The 18,818-nt window shown below is 38.8% G+C and carries 14 protein-coding genes; 9 read left to right on the top strand and 5 right to left on the bottom strand.

Annotated elements, in window-relative coordinates; translation table 11 throughout:
• The first annotated feature begins 165 nt into the window (after window positions 1-165).
• Window positions 166-744, top strand: coding sequence for a histidine phosphatase family protein (locus ABWV45_RS10020; protein WP_353351217.1), 579 nt, complete (start codon window positions 166-168; stop codon window positions 742-744).
• A gap of 13 nt (window positions 745-757) precedes the next feature.
• Here the strand turns inward: ABWV45_RS10020 and radD are convergent, their stop codons facing one another.
• Complete coding sequence (gene radD / locus ABWV45_RS10015; protein ID WP_353351215.1) at window positions 758-2,587, bottom strand: DNA repair helicase RadD; 1,830 nt, start codon at window positions 2,585-2,587, stop codon at window positions 758-760.
• Window positions 2,588-2,997: 410 nt separating this feature from the next.
• On the bottom strand, window positions 2,998-4,308 hold the full coding sequence (locus tag ABWV45_RS10010; RefSeq protein WP_353351213.1) for a hypothetical protein: 1,311 nt from the start codon (window positions 4,306-4,308) through the stop codon (window positions 2,998-3,000).
• A gap of 870 nt (window positions 4,309-5,178) precedes the next feature.
• On the opposite strand from ABWV45_RS10010, the gene ABWV45_RS10005 reads away from it, so the two are divergent.
• Window positions 5,179-5,346: a hypothetical protein gene (locus ABWV45_RS10005; RefSeq protein ID WP_353351211.1), complete on the top strand. Its 168-nt coding sequence runs from the start codon at window positions 5,179-5,181 to the stop codon at window positions 5,344-5,346.
• A 395-nt stretch (window positions 5,347-5,741) separates the two neighbouring features.
• Here the strand turns inward: ABWV45_RS10005 and ABWV45_RS10000 are convergent, their stop codons facing one another.
• On the bottom strand, window positions 5,742-7,118 hold the full coding sequence (locus tag ABWV45_RS10000; protein WP_353351209.1) for a CPCC family cysteine-rich protein: 1,377 nt from the start codon (window positions 7,116-7,118) through the stop codon (window positions 5,742-5,744).
• 14 nt (window positions 7,119-7,132) lie between these two features.
• Complete coding sequence (locus ABWV45_RS09995; RefSeq protein ID WP_353351207.1) at window positions 7,133-7,357, bottom strand: hypothetical protein; 225 nt, start codon at window positions 7,355-7,357, stop codon at window positions 7,133-7,135.
• Between the two features lie 210 nt (window positions 7,358-7,567).
• On the opposite strand from ABWV45_RS09995, the gene ABWV45_RS09990 reads away from it, so the two are divergent.
• The 6 genes from ABWV45_RS09990 (at window position 7,568) to ABWV45_RS09965 (ending at window position 12,491) form a co-directional block, all read left to right on the top strand.
• Window positions 7,568-7,867, top strand: a complete 300-nt coding sequence (locus tag ABWV45_RS09990; RefSeq protein ID WP_353351205.1) for a glycine zipper domain-containing protein — start codon at window positions 7,568-7,570, stop codon at window positions 7,865-7,867.
• Between the two features lie 22 nt (window positions 7,868-7,889).
• Window positions 7,890-8,384, top strand: coding sequence for a DUF932 domain-containing protein (locus ABWV45_RS09985; protein WP_353351203.1), 495 nt, complete (start codon window positions 7,890-7,892; stop codon window positions 8,382-8,384).
• Window positions 8,385-8,469: 85 nt separating this feature from the next.
• Window positions 8,470-8,715: a hypothetical protein gene (locus ABWV45_RS09980; protein WP_353351201.1), complete on the top strand. Its 246-nt coding sequence runs from the start codon at window positions 8,470-8,472 to the stop codon at window positions 8,713-8,715.
• 378 nt (window positions 8,716-9,093) lie between these two features.
• Complete coding sequence (locus ABWV45_RS09975) at window positions 9,094-10,062, top strand: HhH-GDP family DNA glycosylase (RefSeq protein WP_353351199.1); 969 nt, start codon at window positions 9,094-9,096, stop codon at window positions 10,060-10,062.
• A 35-nt stretch (window positions 10,063-10,097) separates the two neighbouring features.
• Window positions 10,098-11,822, top strand: a complete 1,725-nt coding sequence (locus ABWV45_RS09970; protein ID WP_353351197.1) for an ApeA N-terminal domain 1-containing protein — start codon at window positions 10,098-10,100, stop codon at window positions 11,820-11,822.
• 18 nt (window positions 11,823-11,840) lie between these two features.
• Window positions 11,841-12,491, top strand: coding sequence for a hypothetical protein (locus ABWV45_RS09965; RefSeq protein WP_353351195.1), 651 nt, complete (start codon window positions 11,841-11,843; stop codon window positions 12,489-12,491).
• Window positions 12,492-12,495: 4 nt separating this feature from the next.
• Here the strand turns inward: ABWV45_RS09965 and hyoA are convergent, their stop codons facing one another.
• Window positions 12,496-16,797, bottom strand: a complete 4,302-nt coding sequence (gene hyoA / locus ABWV45_RS09960) for an NACHT domain-containing antiphage protein HyoA (RefSeq protein WP_353351193.1) — start codon at window positions 16,795-16,797, stop codon at window positions 12,496-12,498.
• 1,182 nt (window positions 16,798-17,979) lie between these two features.
• Between hyoA and ABWV45_RS09955 the strand changes: the two genes are divergently transcribed.
• Window positions 17,980-18,780: a hypothetical protein gene (locus ABWV45_RS09955; protein WP_353351191.1), complete on the top strand. Its 801-nt coding sequence runs from the start codon at window positions 17,980-17,982 to the stop codon at window positions 18,778-18,780.
• Window positions 18,781-18,818 lie beyond the last annotated feature (38 nt).

Here is an 18,818-nt window from a genome sequence, read left to right as displayed (position 1 = left end):
CATCAATCTGATGCTAAATATTGAGCCGTTAAAGCTATGTGCGAAAAATAGCCAGTGCAAGATTAAATACACTTCCACTAAGCCAATTTTCATTAAAACCCTAATGCTCGGTTTAAATACCGTATGATAACTTATACAGCAAACAACTTAACGAGGCTGCCATACATGCCCATTTTTATTGCCCGTCACGGTGAAACCGATGATAACACCCAGCGCATAATTCAGTTTCCCACATCCCAGCTTTCTAAAAACGGCCTGCAGCAAGCTAATAAATTAGCACTTCGTCTAACGGATATGAACATCACCCGTATATTAGCCAGCGATTACCAGCGAGCCAAACAAACCGCATTACAAGTAAGCGCCCTAAATGGTGTAAATGTAGAATTCAATACTGAACTTAGAGAGCAAAATTTTGGTGATTTACGTGGCAAAGCCTATGACAAACTCCACACCAATCCTTTCGCTAGCGATTATCAACCACCCAATGGCGAGAATTGGGCTGTATTTTGTGAACGCATAGCCCGAGCTTGGCAAACAATCACAGATTCCGCTACTCAAACACAAGGCAACCTACTCGTTGTGACCCATGGCTTTGTATGCAAGGCCATTTTTGAAAATCATGTCACCCAGCCTAGCCACATAAAATCCCTTTCTAAGTACGGCAATACCTCACTAACACAAATTAACGGACAATCACCTTGGGAAATTGAATTATTAAATTGCACCGCCCACCTTAATGAATAAAAAACCTTCGTCACTAACGAAGTGCATTGGCTTTTCGGTAGTGACCTTGATAATCAAACAAGCGGTGTTTAATGCGCCAATAGTATTTTTGTTTTTTGGCGATGACAAAATCAGGACACGGCAACACTTCGGCTAGCTTCAAAGCTTGTTCGAGGTTACTCACTTCGTAGGACTTAGTTGTACCTAAACGTGCGGCGATATTTGCACTAATACGATGTGCAAAAATAGCGTTAAATGCGTTAACTTGGCTGGGCTTAGTAAAATCAAATGATTCACTTAGCTGCACGCCTTGCTCGTCATGATAAGTAATAGCTAGTTTACCCTTTTCTTTAGCTTGCGCTAGGCTTACTCCAGCACAACGTATCACTTTAGAATCCTTTAATTGCAGGGCTTTTTTTAACATGTCATCCGGATCAACCAATACCTCGCTACATTGGATACACGTACGTGCAGCAATATCGTTTTCACTGCCACAGTGTGAGCACTCTTTAAAAACAAAGCGGTAATCACATTGGTGTGTATGACCATTGTCATCCACTAAGCCTTGGCAACGGCGGCCGTAATGCTCAACCAAATACCCGTCATCGTCGCACACGCCCCAAAACACATTAGGAAACTCACAACTTGGGCACATCACCTGTACCGGCTGGCTTTGGTTGTTGGGCTTTTTCTCCCCTACTTCTGGCTGGAATAAGTCAAAATCGTTGCCGGTATAATCAATGACTAAGCAATCTTTTTTATGGTCACTTAAACGCAAACCTCGACCAATAATTTGCTGATATAGGCTCACCGATTGCGTGGGCCTTAAGATGGCGATCATATCCACATGAGGGGCATCAAATCCCGTGGTGAGCACCGATACATTTACTAAGTATTTAATGTGTCTTTGTTTAAATCCTGAAATTAACCGATCCCGCTCAGCACTTTCAGTAGCGCCAATGATTAACGCACTATGCTCCGCTGGTAAATAACGGTAGATCTCTTTTGCGTGCTCCACCGTGGCCGCAAAAATCATAATGCCTTGTCGGTTTACCCCTAATTCCACCACTTGTTCGGTAATGCCCTTGGTTACCCTATGGTGTTTATTTAACAAAGCATTTACCTCTGTCGAGTTGTACTCGCCTGCGGTATTTTCTTTTAGGCTACTAAAATCATAATGTTCGATGGTGGCATCGACCAATTTAGGTTCGGTTAAGTATTGACGTTTAATAAGATATCGCAGAGGTAGTTCATAAATACAATGCTCGAAGGGGCGGGCCTGCTCACTGCGCACAAAACCACGGTAATGCTTGCGGTAAATCCAACCTAATCCTAAGCGATACGGAGTCGCGGTCAAACCTAACAATTTCACATCAGGATTTACGGTTTTGAGTCTATGGATAATCTGTTGATACTGGTTGGCCGATTCTCCAACCTCTTGGCTGCCCTGTGCACTAAGGCTCTTATCATTATTTACGCTTTTATCTGCAACGTTCACACGATGGCATTCATCAATAATAATCAACGAATAGGCTTGATTAAAATCGTCTAAATTACGCGCCGCTGATTGAATACTGGCAAAGGTAACTTGATGCTCTGTCTGCTTCAACTTTAACCCAGCTGAATACACGCCAGCCTCTAACCCTAAGCTTTGATACTTTTGATGGTTTTGTTCAACAAGCTCTTTAACATGGGTCAGCACCAAAATTTTACGGCGCGCCAAACGAGCCAATTCTGCAATCACCAAGCTTTTACCTGAACCAGTAGGCAACACAATGACCGCTGATTCATTGGATTGACGAAAATGCTTAAGGGTCGCGGCAACCGCTTCTTGTTGATAATCTCTGAGTTGGAAACGGGCCACGCCGTACAGTGCCTATGAGAACAATAAGGCTATATGTTAACAAAATATGGCTTTCTATCTAGCACTAGTACGCCGAACGGCACCAGTATGTCTAGTATTAGAAAAATTTAGGCACAGAAGCTATGGAGATTCATATAGTTAAAGTGATAACTAAAGATGAAAAATTGGCGTTTCAAGAAGACGTGATTATTAAACACTAAAGTGACATTACTCATTCAAGCAACATATAAAGGAAAAACCCAAAATCGATAACTTAGACACACCTATAAACCTAAGTAACATTTAATTGGGTTTTAAAATCATCTATAGAATACCTTATGATCGTAAATGATTAACTATACGAGAAAATGAATAAACCCTTGTACGATACAAGGGTTTAATCTTAACAACGTTAATGCTTCATAAATTATTTATTCTTGGGTAGCACCATGAATATGCTTAAACATATGGCTTACACCTGCATTTTTAGTTGGGCCAGAATAACCATGGCAAGAAAAACAATTAGCAGCCGCATCTTGGGTTGGACCTGTATATGGAATGCCATTCGAGTCAGTGCCAAAGCCTTGTTGAGCATTCGTTTCCATAGTGGTGTTGGCAAGCTGGATTGATCCCCTCAAATTACTAATATCTGAAGACGGTTGATTGACATCGTTCTCCCATAACGCTCCCACAAGTTCATAGTTTTTAAGTACGGCCAATGAGCTACTACTTGGTAGTAAATTAAACATAATATTTAACTCAGCGTTAATAGTAATGATATCGGATCTATTCTTTTCAGACTGATTATCGCCATCGCGCGTGCCTTGCGCATACACTTGGCACACTTCTGTTGGTGTACCCACGTGGGCAGGAGTATCTTCATGGTCTAACGTCTTATTAAAATCACAACCATCGCTTGGGTTAGGTAAAGAGTTTGCGCAAGTTTCACTCGTAAAGCTCCAGTCTTTGTTTGCAGCTGCAGGGCTTACTTTTTGACAATCCGGTGCATTTTTACGATGTTCAAACGTGGCCCAAATAAATTCAGGATGCAGTTCGGTGCTTTTAACTAAATGAAAACCCACAAGTCCGTAGATTTCATCTGAATCCATTGCTCCGTTACCATTAGTGTCCGACTGAATCCAAATATAATCTGGTTTATCTGAATCCGTAATTTTCCGCCATGATGATTTAATCTCTGTCGTCAATGGCGGTAACGTTGGGGAATTTTTTGCTACCTGACACATATTCCGATCAAAACGCGCTTCATACAATACAATATTACCATTTTGATCATATAAAACCGCATCACCTAATGCCTGATTTTCACCGGTTGGTAATACAAAATCGGCGGAAGTAGTGTGAACATCTTTTTGTGTGCGAAGAAACAACTGAGATGCAATTGATTGATTAGCGCATGAACTCACTTCGTCACCAAGGAATACAGGGTAATTGGCTTGACTCTGATATTTACGCTCTGCGCCACTAGGCGTAGACATTAAATTAATAAAGGTTTGCCAAGAAAACTGATAGAACTGACAAATCTGAGCATTTTTACCGTACTTAACTTCTGTAGGATAACTTGGGTCAACTATCCAACTTGGATCAGCTGAACAAACATAGGTATCATTTGATTTAGCCAGCGTGAGTAAGTCTTTATCTATGGCCATTTTTTCGGCTTTGTCGCAGCCTGCCAGTAAGACCAACGCAGCTAGAACTGCTGCGACCTTAGTTAGGTTAAACATAATATTCCTTATTAATCAGTTAAAGTATGCCATTCGATATCAATTAAATATCGGACGATATTAAAGCCATATAGGGGATTTGAATCAAATACGCCAAACAATGTTTAAGCGAATTTTGATTATATTTTTTACTGAATTATTATTCACAATTTCTTTATTCAAGAGAACTGCTTGCGAGCCAGTATTATGGAAGATCTCTCTAGCGTCCATAAATTTCTCATGGAATACAGAATGATTTTTCAATAGTACACAAATAGATTAGACATAATCACCAGTGCCAAAAATAACAAGCCACCCTCGCCAGAAAAAATCATGCACATGAAGCATGATTAGAAAATTAAAGCTAAGAATTACACCTGATGATAGGCGAGTGAAAACGTCTATTACACTCCCTACTGGCCCTTAATGAACAGCTAATTAAAAATAGAGAGTCGAATTAGTTAAAGCAGAGAAGATGGATTAGTTTCGCCTAGTGTATAAACATAATAGTCGGCCCATTAGTGACGTAAATTGAATAATTCAGCTTATTCATTCAATACGAGCATGGGACATACAACCCAGCGCCAACCCTCTCTATCAAGGTGACTTCAAATAAGTGTTTACATTTTAACCAGACAAGCGTAGTATCAAATGCGTTAATTATTCCCATCTAGTTTATTTAACTTATTACCCACGGGTAATTTGTGTTTTGCCTTTCCCCTCTCAGTTAGACAACACGACAAAAACAACAGAGCTAACTTATTGTCCATGTTTTCGAGCCATATTGAATGTCCTCGGAACGGATATCGTAATTATTAAAAATCCTTACAACAATAATCCAGCTCTTACTTAGACAGCGCCTTTTGCGCACATTAGAAGAGTTTATTTACTATGCCTTATACACATCAAGGTCAACATTATTCAATTCAAACCCCAGTGGTTTCCATTGCCGTTAACAAACTAAACGTTATCGTGAAAGATCAAAAAGGCTCGCACCTATTTGAATTCACCGACCGTAATGAATCGAAAGCCTTCTTAAACTTGCTTTGCCAAGCTTAAGCTCTATTAGGATTCATGAAAACCACTTAGGCCGCGGGGCGTAAGTGGTGCTTACAAACGTTTAAATCTATTAATCAAATGATCAACTGGTTTTTTATTCAATCAATTCAACCCTTACCCATCCCCCAATATTGCCGTACAATTGCCCGCTTATATCCAATATTTAGCATTAAAAAAGAGCAGTCCTATGGCCACCAGTAAAACTGCCCCTAAACCAATTAAAAGCGATAAAAATCAAGAACATACGCCTATGATGCAGCAGTGTTAGGTCATTGTTTTAAAAGGGTTTTTAAATAAATAAAGGTGCTAGCTATACAGGGACTTACACTAAAAAATCCGCATCAAAACTGTATGCTTTTTATACAAAGAACAACCACCAAATACGCCCTCCTATTCTACTTGTGGTATGCCTGTTCCAAATCCAGCATTTCAGCCCAATGATCTTCGCTCTCAGTAATTAATACTCGTTTGTAGGAATCAATTAATTGAAGCTTCTCTTCGGATGGAGAAATAAACGCTTCATCATCCTTAGAAAACTTACTTTGATTTTTCTGAAAGTTAGCTCTTGAATCCGCTAGAGAATAATTCCGATTACAACCATGTAGGCCTATGTCATCTTCGTCATCAGAATCTCGCCCATCATCTTGCCAGGTACAAACGCCACAGATCTGATTTTGGTTTCTTTCTGTTAACGAGGGAAGATAGCAACAAGGACAAAGATACCTATCTTTAAATTTTGCCGGAGAGCTGCTGACTGTAGTTAAAACTGAATAGAAAGCAGCTAAGTCAATCATTGGTATCGCCCCCCAGTTCGTCACAGCCTCAACCTTTAAAGCATGGCTAATTAACATATACCGGTTACGTACAAATGCTACAAATTCAGGGTCTTTTGGTATTAAGTGAAATATGTAATCCAATGCAAGTATGCATTTATAAGTGGACTGGTAATGATTTAGCAACTTAAGCTGATCGTATTTATTTTCTTCGACTTTAGATAATGTTTCAAACACCCTATATACCAACGCCTTACTGGGTCTATTCTCTCCCTTAGCCCAACGTCTTATCAATGTTCTAGCACTCTCTTTATCTTGATGGGTTTTATGATCTAATAGTTTCTGAAAGGACACCCCTTGCCCCTTAAGCCCTTCCCTAAGTAGTTCAAAGTATCGAGCTCTTAGGCTGCTTGAGCGATCTAGTTGTTTTAGCCAAATAGGAATCATCGGAACGGCCTGACCAGATATGTAGTTTCTATCGTGCTCATATGCGCAAGCGACTGCGATGGCTAACTCAATATTAATTTTCAGAGTAAACTCTCGGTCATTTCCAGTACTATCTCTGATTGTTGCAGCGAGCAGCTTCCCTAAAAAGCCATCTTTATTTGCAATAACCACTTTTCTTAGCTCTCCAGTATCTCGAATCATATCTGCCACTAAGACATCAATAGCACACAAGGCATACTCATGGATCGTCATATTACGGTTAAAATATTCAGGGAATAGTTCGTAAACTGCTTTCTGGTTTGGCTCCCAAGGTTTACTCAGTAATTCCAGGAACCTAACCTTGAAGCTATCATCTATGAGGCAATTTTTTTCAAAAAACTTATTAAATAGTGCATTCTTTTTAGCCTGTGACTTATAACCTTTTTCACCGATCGGCTTTTTAAACTTCAATATTTGATTTTCACTGAGGCCAAGAGACTCAAGGCTACTATTAATACTACTGCTACCAAATCCATGAAGATGGATATTGTCGATCACTCCCATTATCAGCATTGAGTCCCTCCCCTTTATTTGTCTTGATCTGAATTACTACCGTTTATTCTCATGAAATCGAATGGAGATACTGCATTTCCTGTAACACCACTCGTTCCGCCATTAAACATTAGGTTATTCGGATTCAATTGATTTGAATGGTTATTCATGCGGGCAGTGAATGCTGGGTTATTCGGATTCAGCTGATTTGCATGATGATCAAGCTGTTTTTGGTTCATACCGCCTTTTGATTTTGCCATGTTAAAACTCCTTATTGTTAGTGGAGTGTTCAATGTAATGCAGAAATAAATTCTTAGGGAGGGACATATCCCCCCCTTTTTTCGAACAATAGCAACTAACGCTTTCCTGCTATCTCCAGCGTGTTCCAGCCAATTTCATAACTACATCATTATTTTGAGAGCACCTTCTAAAGTGGGTGAAATTTAAGACCTCAATTATCGGAGTAGTACATGAAAGCATGCCCCAAATGTAAATCAGACAATATCGATACTCGAAATACCGCTCAAAAAGTAGGAGCCGTCATTGGTACGACAGCCGGTTTCACTGCCGGAGCACTTGGCGCAAGAGTTGGTGCAACTGTTGGATTAATTGCAGGACCATTTGGGTCTGCGGCAGGTGCCATCATAGGAGGGATTGCTGGTGGGTCTTTAGGAGCCGCTCTAGGTGAGAGTATTGATGAAAACGTACTAGACAACTGCATGTGCTTATCTTGCGGGCACACATTCACACTCAACACAAATCATAAATAAACGAAAGAAATAGGTATTAAAAATGTCACATCAAATTGAAACGATGGCGTATAAAGGTAGCACCCCTTGGCACGGATTGGGTAATCATCTACCCGCCAATCAACCAATCGAGATATGGGCAAAACAAGCTGGGATGGACTGGAAAATTAGACAGTCCCCTGTTCGCTTTATTACTGGACAAAGTGATGTTCTAGGCGAGATTAAGTCTTTTGAAGACAAGAAGGTATTGTATCGATCAGATACCAACACCGCATTATCGGTCGTTGGCAATCGATATAAGGTTGTGCAACCTAGGGAAATCTTGAGATTTTACAGGGATTTAAACGAACAAGCAGGGTTTGAATTAGAAACCGCCGGAGTATTAAAAGAAGGGAAAAAGATATGGGCTTTAGCAAGAACCGGACAATCCGGAAGCCTGAGGGGAAATGCTGTATCAAATGGCTATGTGCTATTGGCAACTGCCTGTGATGGCTCTATGGCCACTACAGCTCAATTTACGAGTATTCGTGTTGTTTGAAAATGATTCAGTTATCTATATTGGTATCTGTAGATACACTAGCAGTAGAATTATGCAGTAAAGGTGATTATCTAGAGAGCTTAAAATGAACTCCGAAGAAGTTTTAGAACAATCTAAAAACACTGATGATCTAATTGATTTCAAATCATTTCCAGAAATCACTAATTTAAAAGAGATAGAAAAGTTCCTATTAATAATTCAAAAAATTGAAACAAGTGAAAATAATATATTCTTTCTTATGCTAAATAAAATCCGTGGAATATCCTCATTACCATATTACTCAACAATAAATAGTATTCGCGATGAATATATCAGGGAATTGGATTCATAGATGTTTCATCGACCATGTTTTAAAGAAACATTCTCAGTAATAAAAAGAGAATTTTTTCCAAACATCAGAACAACTTCTATTGAAAATATCCAATCCTTAAGATCATCTAAAATTCCCGTATTAATAAATGAAATCAAAAAAGTTAAGACTCATATAGTAAAAAACTTAAATCTATAGATTTTGAGCAAAGGCATAAGGTCAAAATACTTAATTCTTACAATACACAATAATCGAAAGCAATCAATTAGATTTATGGCTATCGCCATCTCTGGAGTGACCTACTAAATATAGTCGGATAATTTCAATGCCAGGTTTACAGGAGCACAAGGACGTGATTTTATTGAACTTTGTATTTCAGCTATTAGGGTGGGCAATTTAATGTCACAGCCAATTCTATATCTTTGGTCTACACACAAAGAGCTCTTAATTGAAGAACAAACATTTTTCGTAGACCAGGCCTTAGGCAAGCTTGCAAAAGCATTCGATGACATCCAACAAGAGGCTGACAATCACGGGAATGAGTATCTAGACAGAGCTTCTCAAAATTTTAATCCGGAGACAGATGACCCAGAATCATATTTAGAACGGGCATACGAGTATACAATGAACTTTGGAGTTTCCCTTGAGGAACTAAAAAGGGTTATGCACCTTGCCGTTGTTGCCAGTATGTATCACAAATGGGAGCAAGAACTGAAGAAATGGATGACCAATGAAATTAGGAACTGGGGAGTTAATGAGGACGTTATAAAAAGAGTAAGCAAAGCCACACCTGATGAGCTAATCCAACTTATCTCATCTTTAGGCTGGAATGTAAAAGCAGAAAATTTTTATCCAAAACTGGATTTATGTCGAATGGTTTGCAATGTTTTCAAACATGGCGAAGGAGGCTCATTCAATGAGTTAAAAAAACTCCCTGAATATTTTGGAAGAACTGGACAAGACGAGCTCCTAAAAGAGCATTTAGACCCAGAATGGTTGGAAGTATCAAATAGCCAGATACTGGATTTTTTAGACGCTATTTGCGACTTCTGGCGCAATATTCCTGAATACATCTTCGACTCAGATGAAAACGAACCCGCAAAATGGTTCGCAAAACTACTCGAAGACAATAAATTTATAATAAATCCAAGTCAAACATTCACAGAAAGTGAAATTACCATCGCCTCGATAAAAGGGAATCAAAAGTTAGAGATGATGCTTGCCAACCTCAAGCATAGGTATTTCAGCCCGAACAATCCATCAGCCCCAAATCTAGACTGGTATAAGGGAGCAGCTGCAATACTTTCACCTTGGTCAGCCTCTCTCTACCGCGAGATACTTCACGAAATCGATAAACTAAAATATTAACAAATTTTTTAAATACCAAGAAATTAAGGCATAGCATGTTGAATTTTGACTTTGCAACAACTGTAAATGAGTCGACCAAGTGTAAAATAGACGGTAAAACCATACATGGGGAGCTACATTTATCACCAACAAACGCCGCTAGAGTCACATTAAAAGAGAGCTTGAGCTTAAATTTATTGGAACATAGTATGTGGTCATGCGGATCTACTTGGTTAAGTTTTTTTCATGCCGATGTATATGGTACTGAAGTTTATCCTAGGTACATTCTTTCAGGTAAAACAGACTCAACCCATTTCAAAGGATTTAATGTACGCTTTGAATTGAGTTCACAATGGTTTGATGGTGGAAGAAAATTTGAGCAAGCTAAAGACGACTTAATCCTGAAAGCAAGGAAGTCCTGCTTTAATACAAACATCAAATCAATTCAAGAACCATTTCGGATTTATACTCAGTACCGATACAAAACAAAGCAAGGTGAAACTCATGATGTGACTGAAATTGATAGCTTCCACATCATAAGTGTTGAATACCAAGAACCTCAAAGCCTTGATCATATTCACTCTCATGCAAATGAGCTCCTCACTCTAATGAGCATCCTTATGGGGCAACCAGAAGCCATCCGGTTTATTGAAGTCTTGTCAGATAAAACAAGCTTTAGACTTTATCCTAACTTCTATTATCAACAAGCACCATTAGATCTGACGCGAATGGATTTTCTATTGGCAGAAGGAAGCTTAAAGAATGGGAAACACTGGTCCAACGTGCTAAACGGCTTCTTTTCTGACGAAAACCAAAAAACTCGTAAAGAGCACTGGGCTAGGTTAGCAACTTCATTAAGAAGTGAAGGATACTGGGATATGGAAATCTCCAACGTAATTTCACTTCTAGATGAACTTTCAGATAGAAAAAGAAAGACATATACAAATAAGCTTCAATCCTCAAGCTTCAAAGCTCTAAAATCAGAACTACTAAAGAGTGTTAATACCTTCTTCAATAATCCCACTCTTCAAGATCATGCACTTCGACCAATTGTTGAAGAATATATAAATAGCATGAAAAACACTAGCGTACCGACATTTAAAGACAGACTAAATGAACTTATAAAAAGTATACCAGAAAAAATATTCTCCATTTTCGATCTAAATAAAGATGACCTTAACCACATTATTAATATTAGAAATAAAGTATTTCACGGTCAGAACCCTGAGCCAAAAGAAAAACTCTTTATAACTCAGGAAGTGATTATAAAGAACAAGCTTCTGCTACTTTTACTATATCTAGCACACAAGGACTTAGGTATATCCGATAACGATTTCATAGATCTTAGTTACCCACTATGGCATCCAATTGCACGAGGAGCGGATATCAACAAAGTGGCCCTTGATCGCATAGCAGGGAGAACGCCTTTTATACCCGTTTCAGATGAAAACTTTTCTAATCTGAAAGAAGTAAACAGCATATATAGTAAGGTTTTGACCTATGATGCTAAACAAGAAAGTTTCCAGCTCGAAATAAAATTGACAGATAATCTCAAAAATAAAGAGAGAGGAAAAGCGTCTAAATACCCTGATGATTTAGACTATTTAGCCAGTATTCTTGAATTTAACTACAGCAGAATAATGTATTATTCAAGCGCCTATTTTGAAAATCAAGGCTGCACTCACCAGCTTCACAGTGTAATCATTATAGATCCACCAGCCCTAATCGCGAAGCTTTCAAGTAGAGAACTTCAACTTAAGACTGAAGAAATAGAAGAGTAAAAATAAAAGGGGTTACTTATGACCATTAAAGGGCTAACTCCAAAGGAGTATTGGGAGAGCAAACTATTATTAAATAGACACCTAAGGATAGTAGACAGAGACTTTCCGGATCAGGTCAGACTAAAATATCTTTTAGAATCCTTAAACAAACTAAACGAAAATGAAAGCGCCACCAACTATATAAAAAGAGTCAGAAGGCTTTTACCCAATTTACCAAAAGAAATCGTCCGTACGTGGCTGTATGAACACAATGCCTGTATAGAAGACTTTATCGAGCTGCCGATTGAATTTTTTAATATACGCAAGGAGCAAATTTCAAGAAGCCATATAGAGGCATATGAGGTTCAGCGAAATTCACCTGTAGACAAAAATCTAGATCAGCTTAATGACCGGGACTACCAACTTAGAGTCATGACTGACCCTGAAGCTCCAATGAAACGTATTCTAGAGTACTTAACAGAACATAAGAAATGGCCAGGTAGACCAATCATACTTCACACAAAGTCCCTGCCAGAAGGCTACTTATTGAGAGGTTGTGAACCCGCAAGACCACTTGAAGTCCTTGAAGGCTTTAGACGTTTTTCAGTTTACAGGCACTATTGTCTAGAAAGCACTTTTGAGCCCGTGCAAAAAATCTTTCTCGTAACTATTAATACCATTCACCATTAGAAGACTAATGCTCTGATTTCATCCCTCTTACTGTTAGGTCTATTACAATGACCTCTATTACTTCCACACCAGGGTAATTGGAGGAAATACCCTGCCAATAACAATCTAGAGCATTTTGAAGATCCTTTACTCCAACCTTCTTACCATCAATCATCCAGTTACGACTCTCTTTCTCACGTCCCTGCCAAACAAGTAGAAAAACACCACAAGTTGAACCATCCTCTCGCAAGTAATCACCTACAAGTTGATTTCGTAATCGCTCACACAGATCAGACCCGCTCCAACCTTTATCAAGAAGTTTTAATTCAACCGGAACTGGATTAGATACTTGATTATTCATGAATCGAATATCTGGCCTTTGGTCATTTGCTAAAGGGTCTTCCTCACTGCAATGGTAACGAGAATGAGAATGTTGATTTAGCCAATAGGCAATTGGCTTTCTCATTTCATCTTCTAACTCTACCCGCTGTAAAAGAGATGCTTGGCTATCGTCACCTATTTCAAGCCAATTCTTGTAATCATTCAACCGTAAAACTGCCAGATCAAACATTTCCTTGTGAGTCGCAGGTGTTCGTTCAAGTGTATTAGCAAAATCATGTATATCTGAAACAGCCCATTTATGCACATCTGAATCCAACTCCGCACGCTTATAGGCGCTTAGTTCAGCCGATTGTCTTAAGTGCTTACTCTTATAGCTCCCCGCAATATCCAACAACGCCTGATAAGTTTCCTTGCCAGGAATATCAAATAGGTCACCTCTCAGTTTATCTCTAGCATATTGTGCCGAGTCTCTAGGCCCTGGGCTATACACCCCTGTACCTGCTCTTTCAATATCATCCTCCAATCGAATAAACCTGAGAATAATTAGATACAACTCTTTCAGATAACGGAGAGTATTATAATTATGAAATTTTGCACCTTGCTCGTATCTATCACCACACAAACAATTAATAAAGCTTTGAGCGGCTTCAACTGCCACTTCCGCACTTAGATTTGAAAGCCAAGAATCTAGCTTAGATATTCCTTCACTAGCATCCGCATCTACTAACAAAGCAAACAGGAAAGGCCGTATCTCAATTTCTTCATTTTCTAAGTGTTCTAGAGCATATTCACGAACCCACTGAGGTGATACTCCACCATTAATAAGGATGGAGAATACCTGTCTTAAATACTCAGGGTGACTTAAAACATTAGCGCTAAGCCAGCCTGTTAATGGTGCAATTAAATCCTTATGCAGCCAATCAGCATGATTGTAGATCTTATAAAGCAAATATAGGCTGTCACTCTTACCATCATGATGACTCAGCTCGTAAAGCAACTCTTGCATCACAAACTCTAGGGACTCAACAGGGTATAGCAAATACAATTTTTGAAACCACGGTGGCAAGTTATTCAACTCATGTGGTACATACCTCAATGCTATAATCGCTTCATTTTGAGATAAGCTTGACGGATCAAATTTTTCATCACTAAATTCACACTCAAGACCAAACATGGCAAAAGACTGTTTATATAGCCTAGTACTAAGATCCCCACCTTCAGATAGTAATTCAGGTTTGAAGTTTCGCCAGATCTTAATTGCAGCATCCCTAAATGCCATAGCAACCTCATCCCCGAAAAGATCAACCAAAGCACGCCAATTACCATTAAACCCACTACTACACTGCCGCTTCTCTACTCTACTTAACTCTGATAAAAGCCACACATGTTCATTAACCCACTCTCCTTTATCCAGCTCAGTATATTCACGAAGTCTATTTGGGTCTGATTTAAGCCCACTAATCCACTTTTCTCGAACCCCCTTTTTTTTCGCCTCATTTGTATCTCTCTCGAGCTTTCTAGCTGAGTCTTCCGCCTTAATCCTTTTCTCTTCTTCAGATTCGACAGGGTTAAGCCACCGATTTAACCTCTCACTTAATTCAGCATGCTCTTTAGTTACGCCATAAAGTTTTTCTAAGTCTTCACTTAATCCACCAGCACTTTCATAAAGTTTGAAGGCAAGAAATAAAGCCACTCCTTTTTCATCAAGGTTACCCCGGTCTTCTACCATCTTTATAACCCTATCAAAATCATCATGGGAGTAGCTCCAATAACGGCTTTTCCATTCAATCAACCAATAACTAGGGTATTTTTTATCTTTATTATCCTGGCTTTTTTTAACCTGAGATGCACAGTGCCAGAACCATTTATCATTAAACTCTTTCCAGTCAGACACTGACCTGGATAATGGATCTTCTTCAAGCTCAATACCGTCTAATCCTTCCTTCGGCATAGTTATTAATGTCAGCAAAGTTGAAATTACTGGCTCTTCAAAACTTGAGGGCGCTCTCATTTTTAATAACGAAGAAATCAGCTTTTTGGCAATAGGGACTAACCAAACAAATTCAGCTGATATTTGACACTCATACCTATCAACATAAGGCTCTCTTTTTAAGTAATCTCCTATTCCTTCAATTGCAGTAAATAACAGACTTTCATCACATGTATCGCCAGACTGATCTATGAACTGCTCAACTGCATAGGTTAATCCAGATACATTATTTCGAGAATAGGCCTCTAATTTACCAATGGAATCAATTAACAGGGGGAGGGTACTCTCACTAAAGGAGGTATTCTTAACTACCTCAGCCAACAAACGACGTGACAGTTGCAATTCTTTCGCACTAATTTTGGACCAGATGGCTTCCGCCGCTTCAACCTCAGTGTTTGTCATTACTGCTCTAATAGCAGCAATGCGCGCAAAAACCTCCCTATTGGGATCCAAAGCGATAGGTAGGAAACTACCTCTACAATCATGCATCTCTCCTTGCGAAGCCAAACGCCCCAGATAAAAAATTGCGTGATCATTTTCGTAATATTCTAAAACTAATTCTTTTGTTGTTTCTGTAAGATCTGGAAGTGCAATCCTTAGGATCGCTTCATTATGCCCAGCTCCACCCTCATCAATGCCATTAGCTATCCGATGAACAACTCCCTTTAAAATGCTGATTCGATCATCCAATGGCAAACTGGCTACATCCCCCCCCTCCACGGCTATTTCAGGACGTAATCTTAAAGCTCGTTGGCGAATAGATTGATCTAGAAGAATTAGCCACGGCATAACTGGGCGGATTAAGGGGGCGATAAATTCTAGGCCGTATTGTGACCTGAAGATTAGCGATTCAACTTGAGTACGTGAGTTCCCTTTTTTAAGCAGTTCGCTAAACCACTCTGCCGCTAATAACTCGCGAATTTCCCTATGACGAAATCTCACTGCCCCGTAGAGCACACCATCAAAAAGTGCACTGCTAAGTAGAGCATTAAGGTCTTTATGACTCCATTCAGGCAATATCTTGGCAGCTTGAATACCAGGTCTGTCATAATGGTTATCAGGAATTTGAATAGAAGACTGAGAGGTCAAAACTAAAGCCGCAGCTAACTGCCTTGCCCCCTGCCTTGCCTCTTGCAAATTTAAGCTATTAAAGAAATCCCTATCTGGATTATTTTCTTCAAGTCGATTTTCAATATGGTGTTGTATCAACTCTAAGCGGGTACCTAAACACTGATCATCATTCCATTTGCGTATCAACCCATCTAGATCGAATGGCCTAGCAGCCATTTCAATTAAATTGGCTCTTTCAATCGCTTGGATAAATAACTCAATCTGCTTAACCCCTCGATAATTAGAATACTGCTTTACGTCTTTTAACTTTAAAGGTTCAAGACTAAAGATATGAAGCTCATCGAGCTTAACATCATCGGTTTCAGAAACCTCCGAAACATCTTCCCTATAAGCTTTCGGTTTGGGGAAAGCAAGCCACTTATTTACAAGCTCTAGGTCTGACTTAAAACGCCATGAGTAAGGCCTAGCACTGATAAAGATATGAGCTCGTTTAATACCTGCTATGATTTGTTTCGAAAAACATTTAATTGCTCTCTCAAAAGCCCTTGGGCTTTCCAAGCGAGCCTCGTCAACGGAATCCAGAAAAAACCAAGCTTCATCTTCACTAGATAACCATTCTTCGAACTCATCACTACAACCAATTTCAAATGCACTGCCTAAATCATCCTCAATATCTTCAATACGTATGAAAAATGAGTTTCGCCCATTTTCTGAGATTGCTTTAGCCTGGGATTCAAATTCACAAGTCTTACCAGCCCCTCCATCTGAAAGAATCACCACCCTAAATAAGGGCTCTAAATCAACCCATCCTTTTTCGCCAACAGGCGAGCCCCAATCCCACTGAGTAGAGTAGCTAGGAATATCAGACACTTCATTTTGTACTGGAGAAAACTTGCGTTCTAAAGGCACTCTATCTTCTATCATTGCAAAATCTATTGATCATCGGTTTCATGACATAATACAAAAATCTAGCAAATCTAAATAGACTTAAATAGCCTACAACAGACTGTGAATCTTGGTATTGATTAACCTTTCGAATCACATTAGGATATGTAAGAAAGCTGGTAGGGACTGCTTTATCCACTCTCTCTATTACCGACGAAACAACCTTTTAAAAACCTAAATATCATTCATGCTCTGAAATAAATGAACTCAGCTTAGATCGGGTGGATTTCTAGGCGGTACTCAAGATTATTGGAGATACTATGAAAACTCCTGAAATTTTACTATCTAACGTAAAAAAACAAGCCCTTAACTTATCCGAAGAATTCACAATAAAAAAGAGTCTCGCGTATGAGATTCTAGCATAGTCCTTTTATCATTGCCCTAATTACAACGACCTGATAAAAAGAATAAAGGATCCTGGCACTAGGTCTAAATGGATAGACCTAGTGACGATTGATAAAGATTCCACCATCGAGGAACTTTCTACATTCTACAAGTACCTACCCGTTATAACCGATCGACTTAGATCCAAGCTGCTTTGTAATAGCAATATACACCTCGAACATAGAATATTTCGCTCTTACGACATTAGATTAGCTCTCAATTTTCCCCTGCATATGAGCAAGATACAGGTCGTGCTCTAGATATACAGAAAGGTGAGTTTCGAAATTATCGTTTCAGCCGCGTCATTGAAGCCAGAAAACGATAGTCGCTTATGAAATCGAGCCTGAATCATTAAGAGACAATGAATTGGATAATCAGGTACGCGAAGCTATTGTAGGATTTGCTTTAACAGACCTGAGAGTTGATTGTAGTTAGGAAGGAGAATTAGCCCTCACGAATACCACTTACGACTGCTTAATAGGCATGAACTCTCGCATTTGGATGGTATGAAGATTTCTCCAGGCTTCCTGTATTCCAATTAAAATTTTAGATTCGATAATAAACGCCTTATCGAATTAAGTTCATTTTTATAAATTCGTGACGTACCTCTCAAACTTCTATCCAGTAGTCAGTTTGAATAAAATTATTATTGATGCCCTGTGGCAATTACGAATTATTGTATTTAGTCTGATTGACGGTAAATTAAACGATCTATTAAAAAAGTTACTTCGCTATAGCCTTTAATGATCCAAACAAATTTTAATTTAGAGAACCTTTATGCCTGTTACTTTTGAACAATTTGGATTAGTAGTTAAAGAAATACTTGATTATGACAAAAATTTAATTGGCGACACTACATTCTATGTATTGTTAACTAGGAAAGAAGAGTCCAACGAAGTGTATGGGAAAGATGGTGCATTATCTTTTCAGAAAATTAAACTAACATTTACAGGTGAAGTAATTTCAGAAAAAAGTCTTATCAGCAATCAAGGTGTATCAAAGCTACATTTTTCGGCTTATGTTAACCCATTAAAAGGAGAAGTGTCACTGACTGGTGGAGATGTAATGATCCAAGATAGCTCTCTTCGTGGTCATCGAATTGGAACCTATATAATGAACGAAATTGTTTCGTGGTCTAAAAAATGGCCTGACACCCTGGTCAAGTCAATTCGTGTATCCCCTGTAGATGCTAAAACAGATGAAACTAGATACAGAAGAAACCGTTTTTATGAGCAGTTTGGAATTCCCTTTCAATATACATCGGTAGAGAAACGCCAAGGATCTTCAATCCCGATAAAAACTAAAAAGTTATCAAACATTTCTACATGGAAAAGTAACATTGAAGTACTAAATGCAACAGATTTCCTGACAATGTTGATTAATCAAAAAAAACATGCTCAACAATCACTTGAAACAGAAACTCAACGGTCTAAATACCTCCTTCAACGCCTAGATGTAATTGAACAAAATCCTGTTCGTTATGCGATAAAAACCCTTTTCTGGCGTAACCTATCCAAAATTATGCAAGTAGGTATTCTCATTTCAGTTAGTTTTTTAATATACATAGAAATCCAATAACCCAGATAATAGACGGCCTAATATATCAATATCAGTAC

It is taken from the genome of Oceaniserpentilla sp. 4NH20-0058 (assembly GCF_040371755.1).
Classification (GTDB): domain Bacteria; phylum Pseudomonadota; class Gammaproteobacteria; order Pseudomonadales; family Oceanobacteraceae; genus Bermanella.
The sequence above is the reverse complement of the archived record's forward strand: the minus strand, read 5'-3'. Positions and strand labels throughout refer to the sequence as shown.

Coding starts and splice junctions, on each gene's coding strand:
- ABWV45_RS09955 (WP_353351191.1), top strand. CDS start 17,980: ATGCCTGTTACTTTTGAACAATTTGGATTAGTAGTTAAAGAAATACTT.
- ABWV45_RS09980 (WP_353351201.1), top strand. CDS start 8,470: ATGAACTCCGAAGAAGTTTTAGAACAATCTAAAAACACTGATGATCTA.
- hyoA (WP_353351193.1), bottom strand. CDS start 16,797: ATGATAGAAGATAGAGTGCCTTTAGAACGCAAGTTTTCTCCAGTACAA.
- ABWV45_RS09975 (WP_353351199.1), top strand. CDS start 9,094: ATGTCACAGCCAATTCTATATCTTTGGTCTACACACAAAGAGCTCTTA.
- ABWV45_RS10010 (WP_353351213.1), bottom strand. CDS start 4,308: ATGTTTAACCTAACTAAGGTCGCAGCAGTTCTAGCTGCGTTGGTCTTA.
- ABWV45_RS09985 (WP_353351203.1), top strand. CDS start 7,890: ATGTCACATCAAATTGAAACGATGGCGTATAAAGGTAGCACCCCTTGG.
- ABWV45_RS09965 (WP_353351195.1), top strand. CDS start 11,841: ATGACCATTAAAGGGCTAACTCCAAAGGAGTATTGGGAGAGCAAACTA.
- ABWV45_RS10000 (WP_353351209.1), bottom strand. CDS start 7,118: ATGCTGATAATGGGAGTGATCGACAATATCCATCTTCATGGATTTGGT.
- ABWV45_RS10020 (WP_353351217.1), top strand. CDS start 166: ATGCCCATTTTTATTGCCCGTCACGGTGAAACCGATGATAACACCCAG.
- ABWV45_RS10005 (WP_353351211.1), top strand. CDS start 5,179: ATGCCTTATACACATCAAGGTCAACATTATTCAATTCAAACCCCAGTG.
- ABWV45_RS09990 (WP_353351205.1), top strand. CDS start 7,568: ATGAAAGCATGCCCCAAATGTAAATCAGACAATATCGATACTCGAAAT.
- ABWV45_RS09970 (WP_353351197.1), top strand. CDS start 10,098: ATGTTGAATTTTGACTTTGCAACAACTGTAAATGAGTCGACCAAGTGT.
- ABWV45_RS09995 (WP_353351207.1), bottom strand. CDS start 7,357: ATGGCAAAATCAAAAGGCGGTATGAACCAAAAACAGCTTGATCATCAT.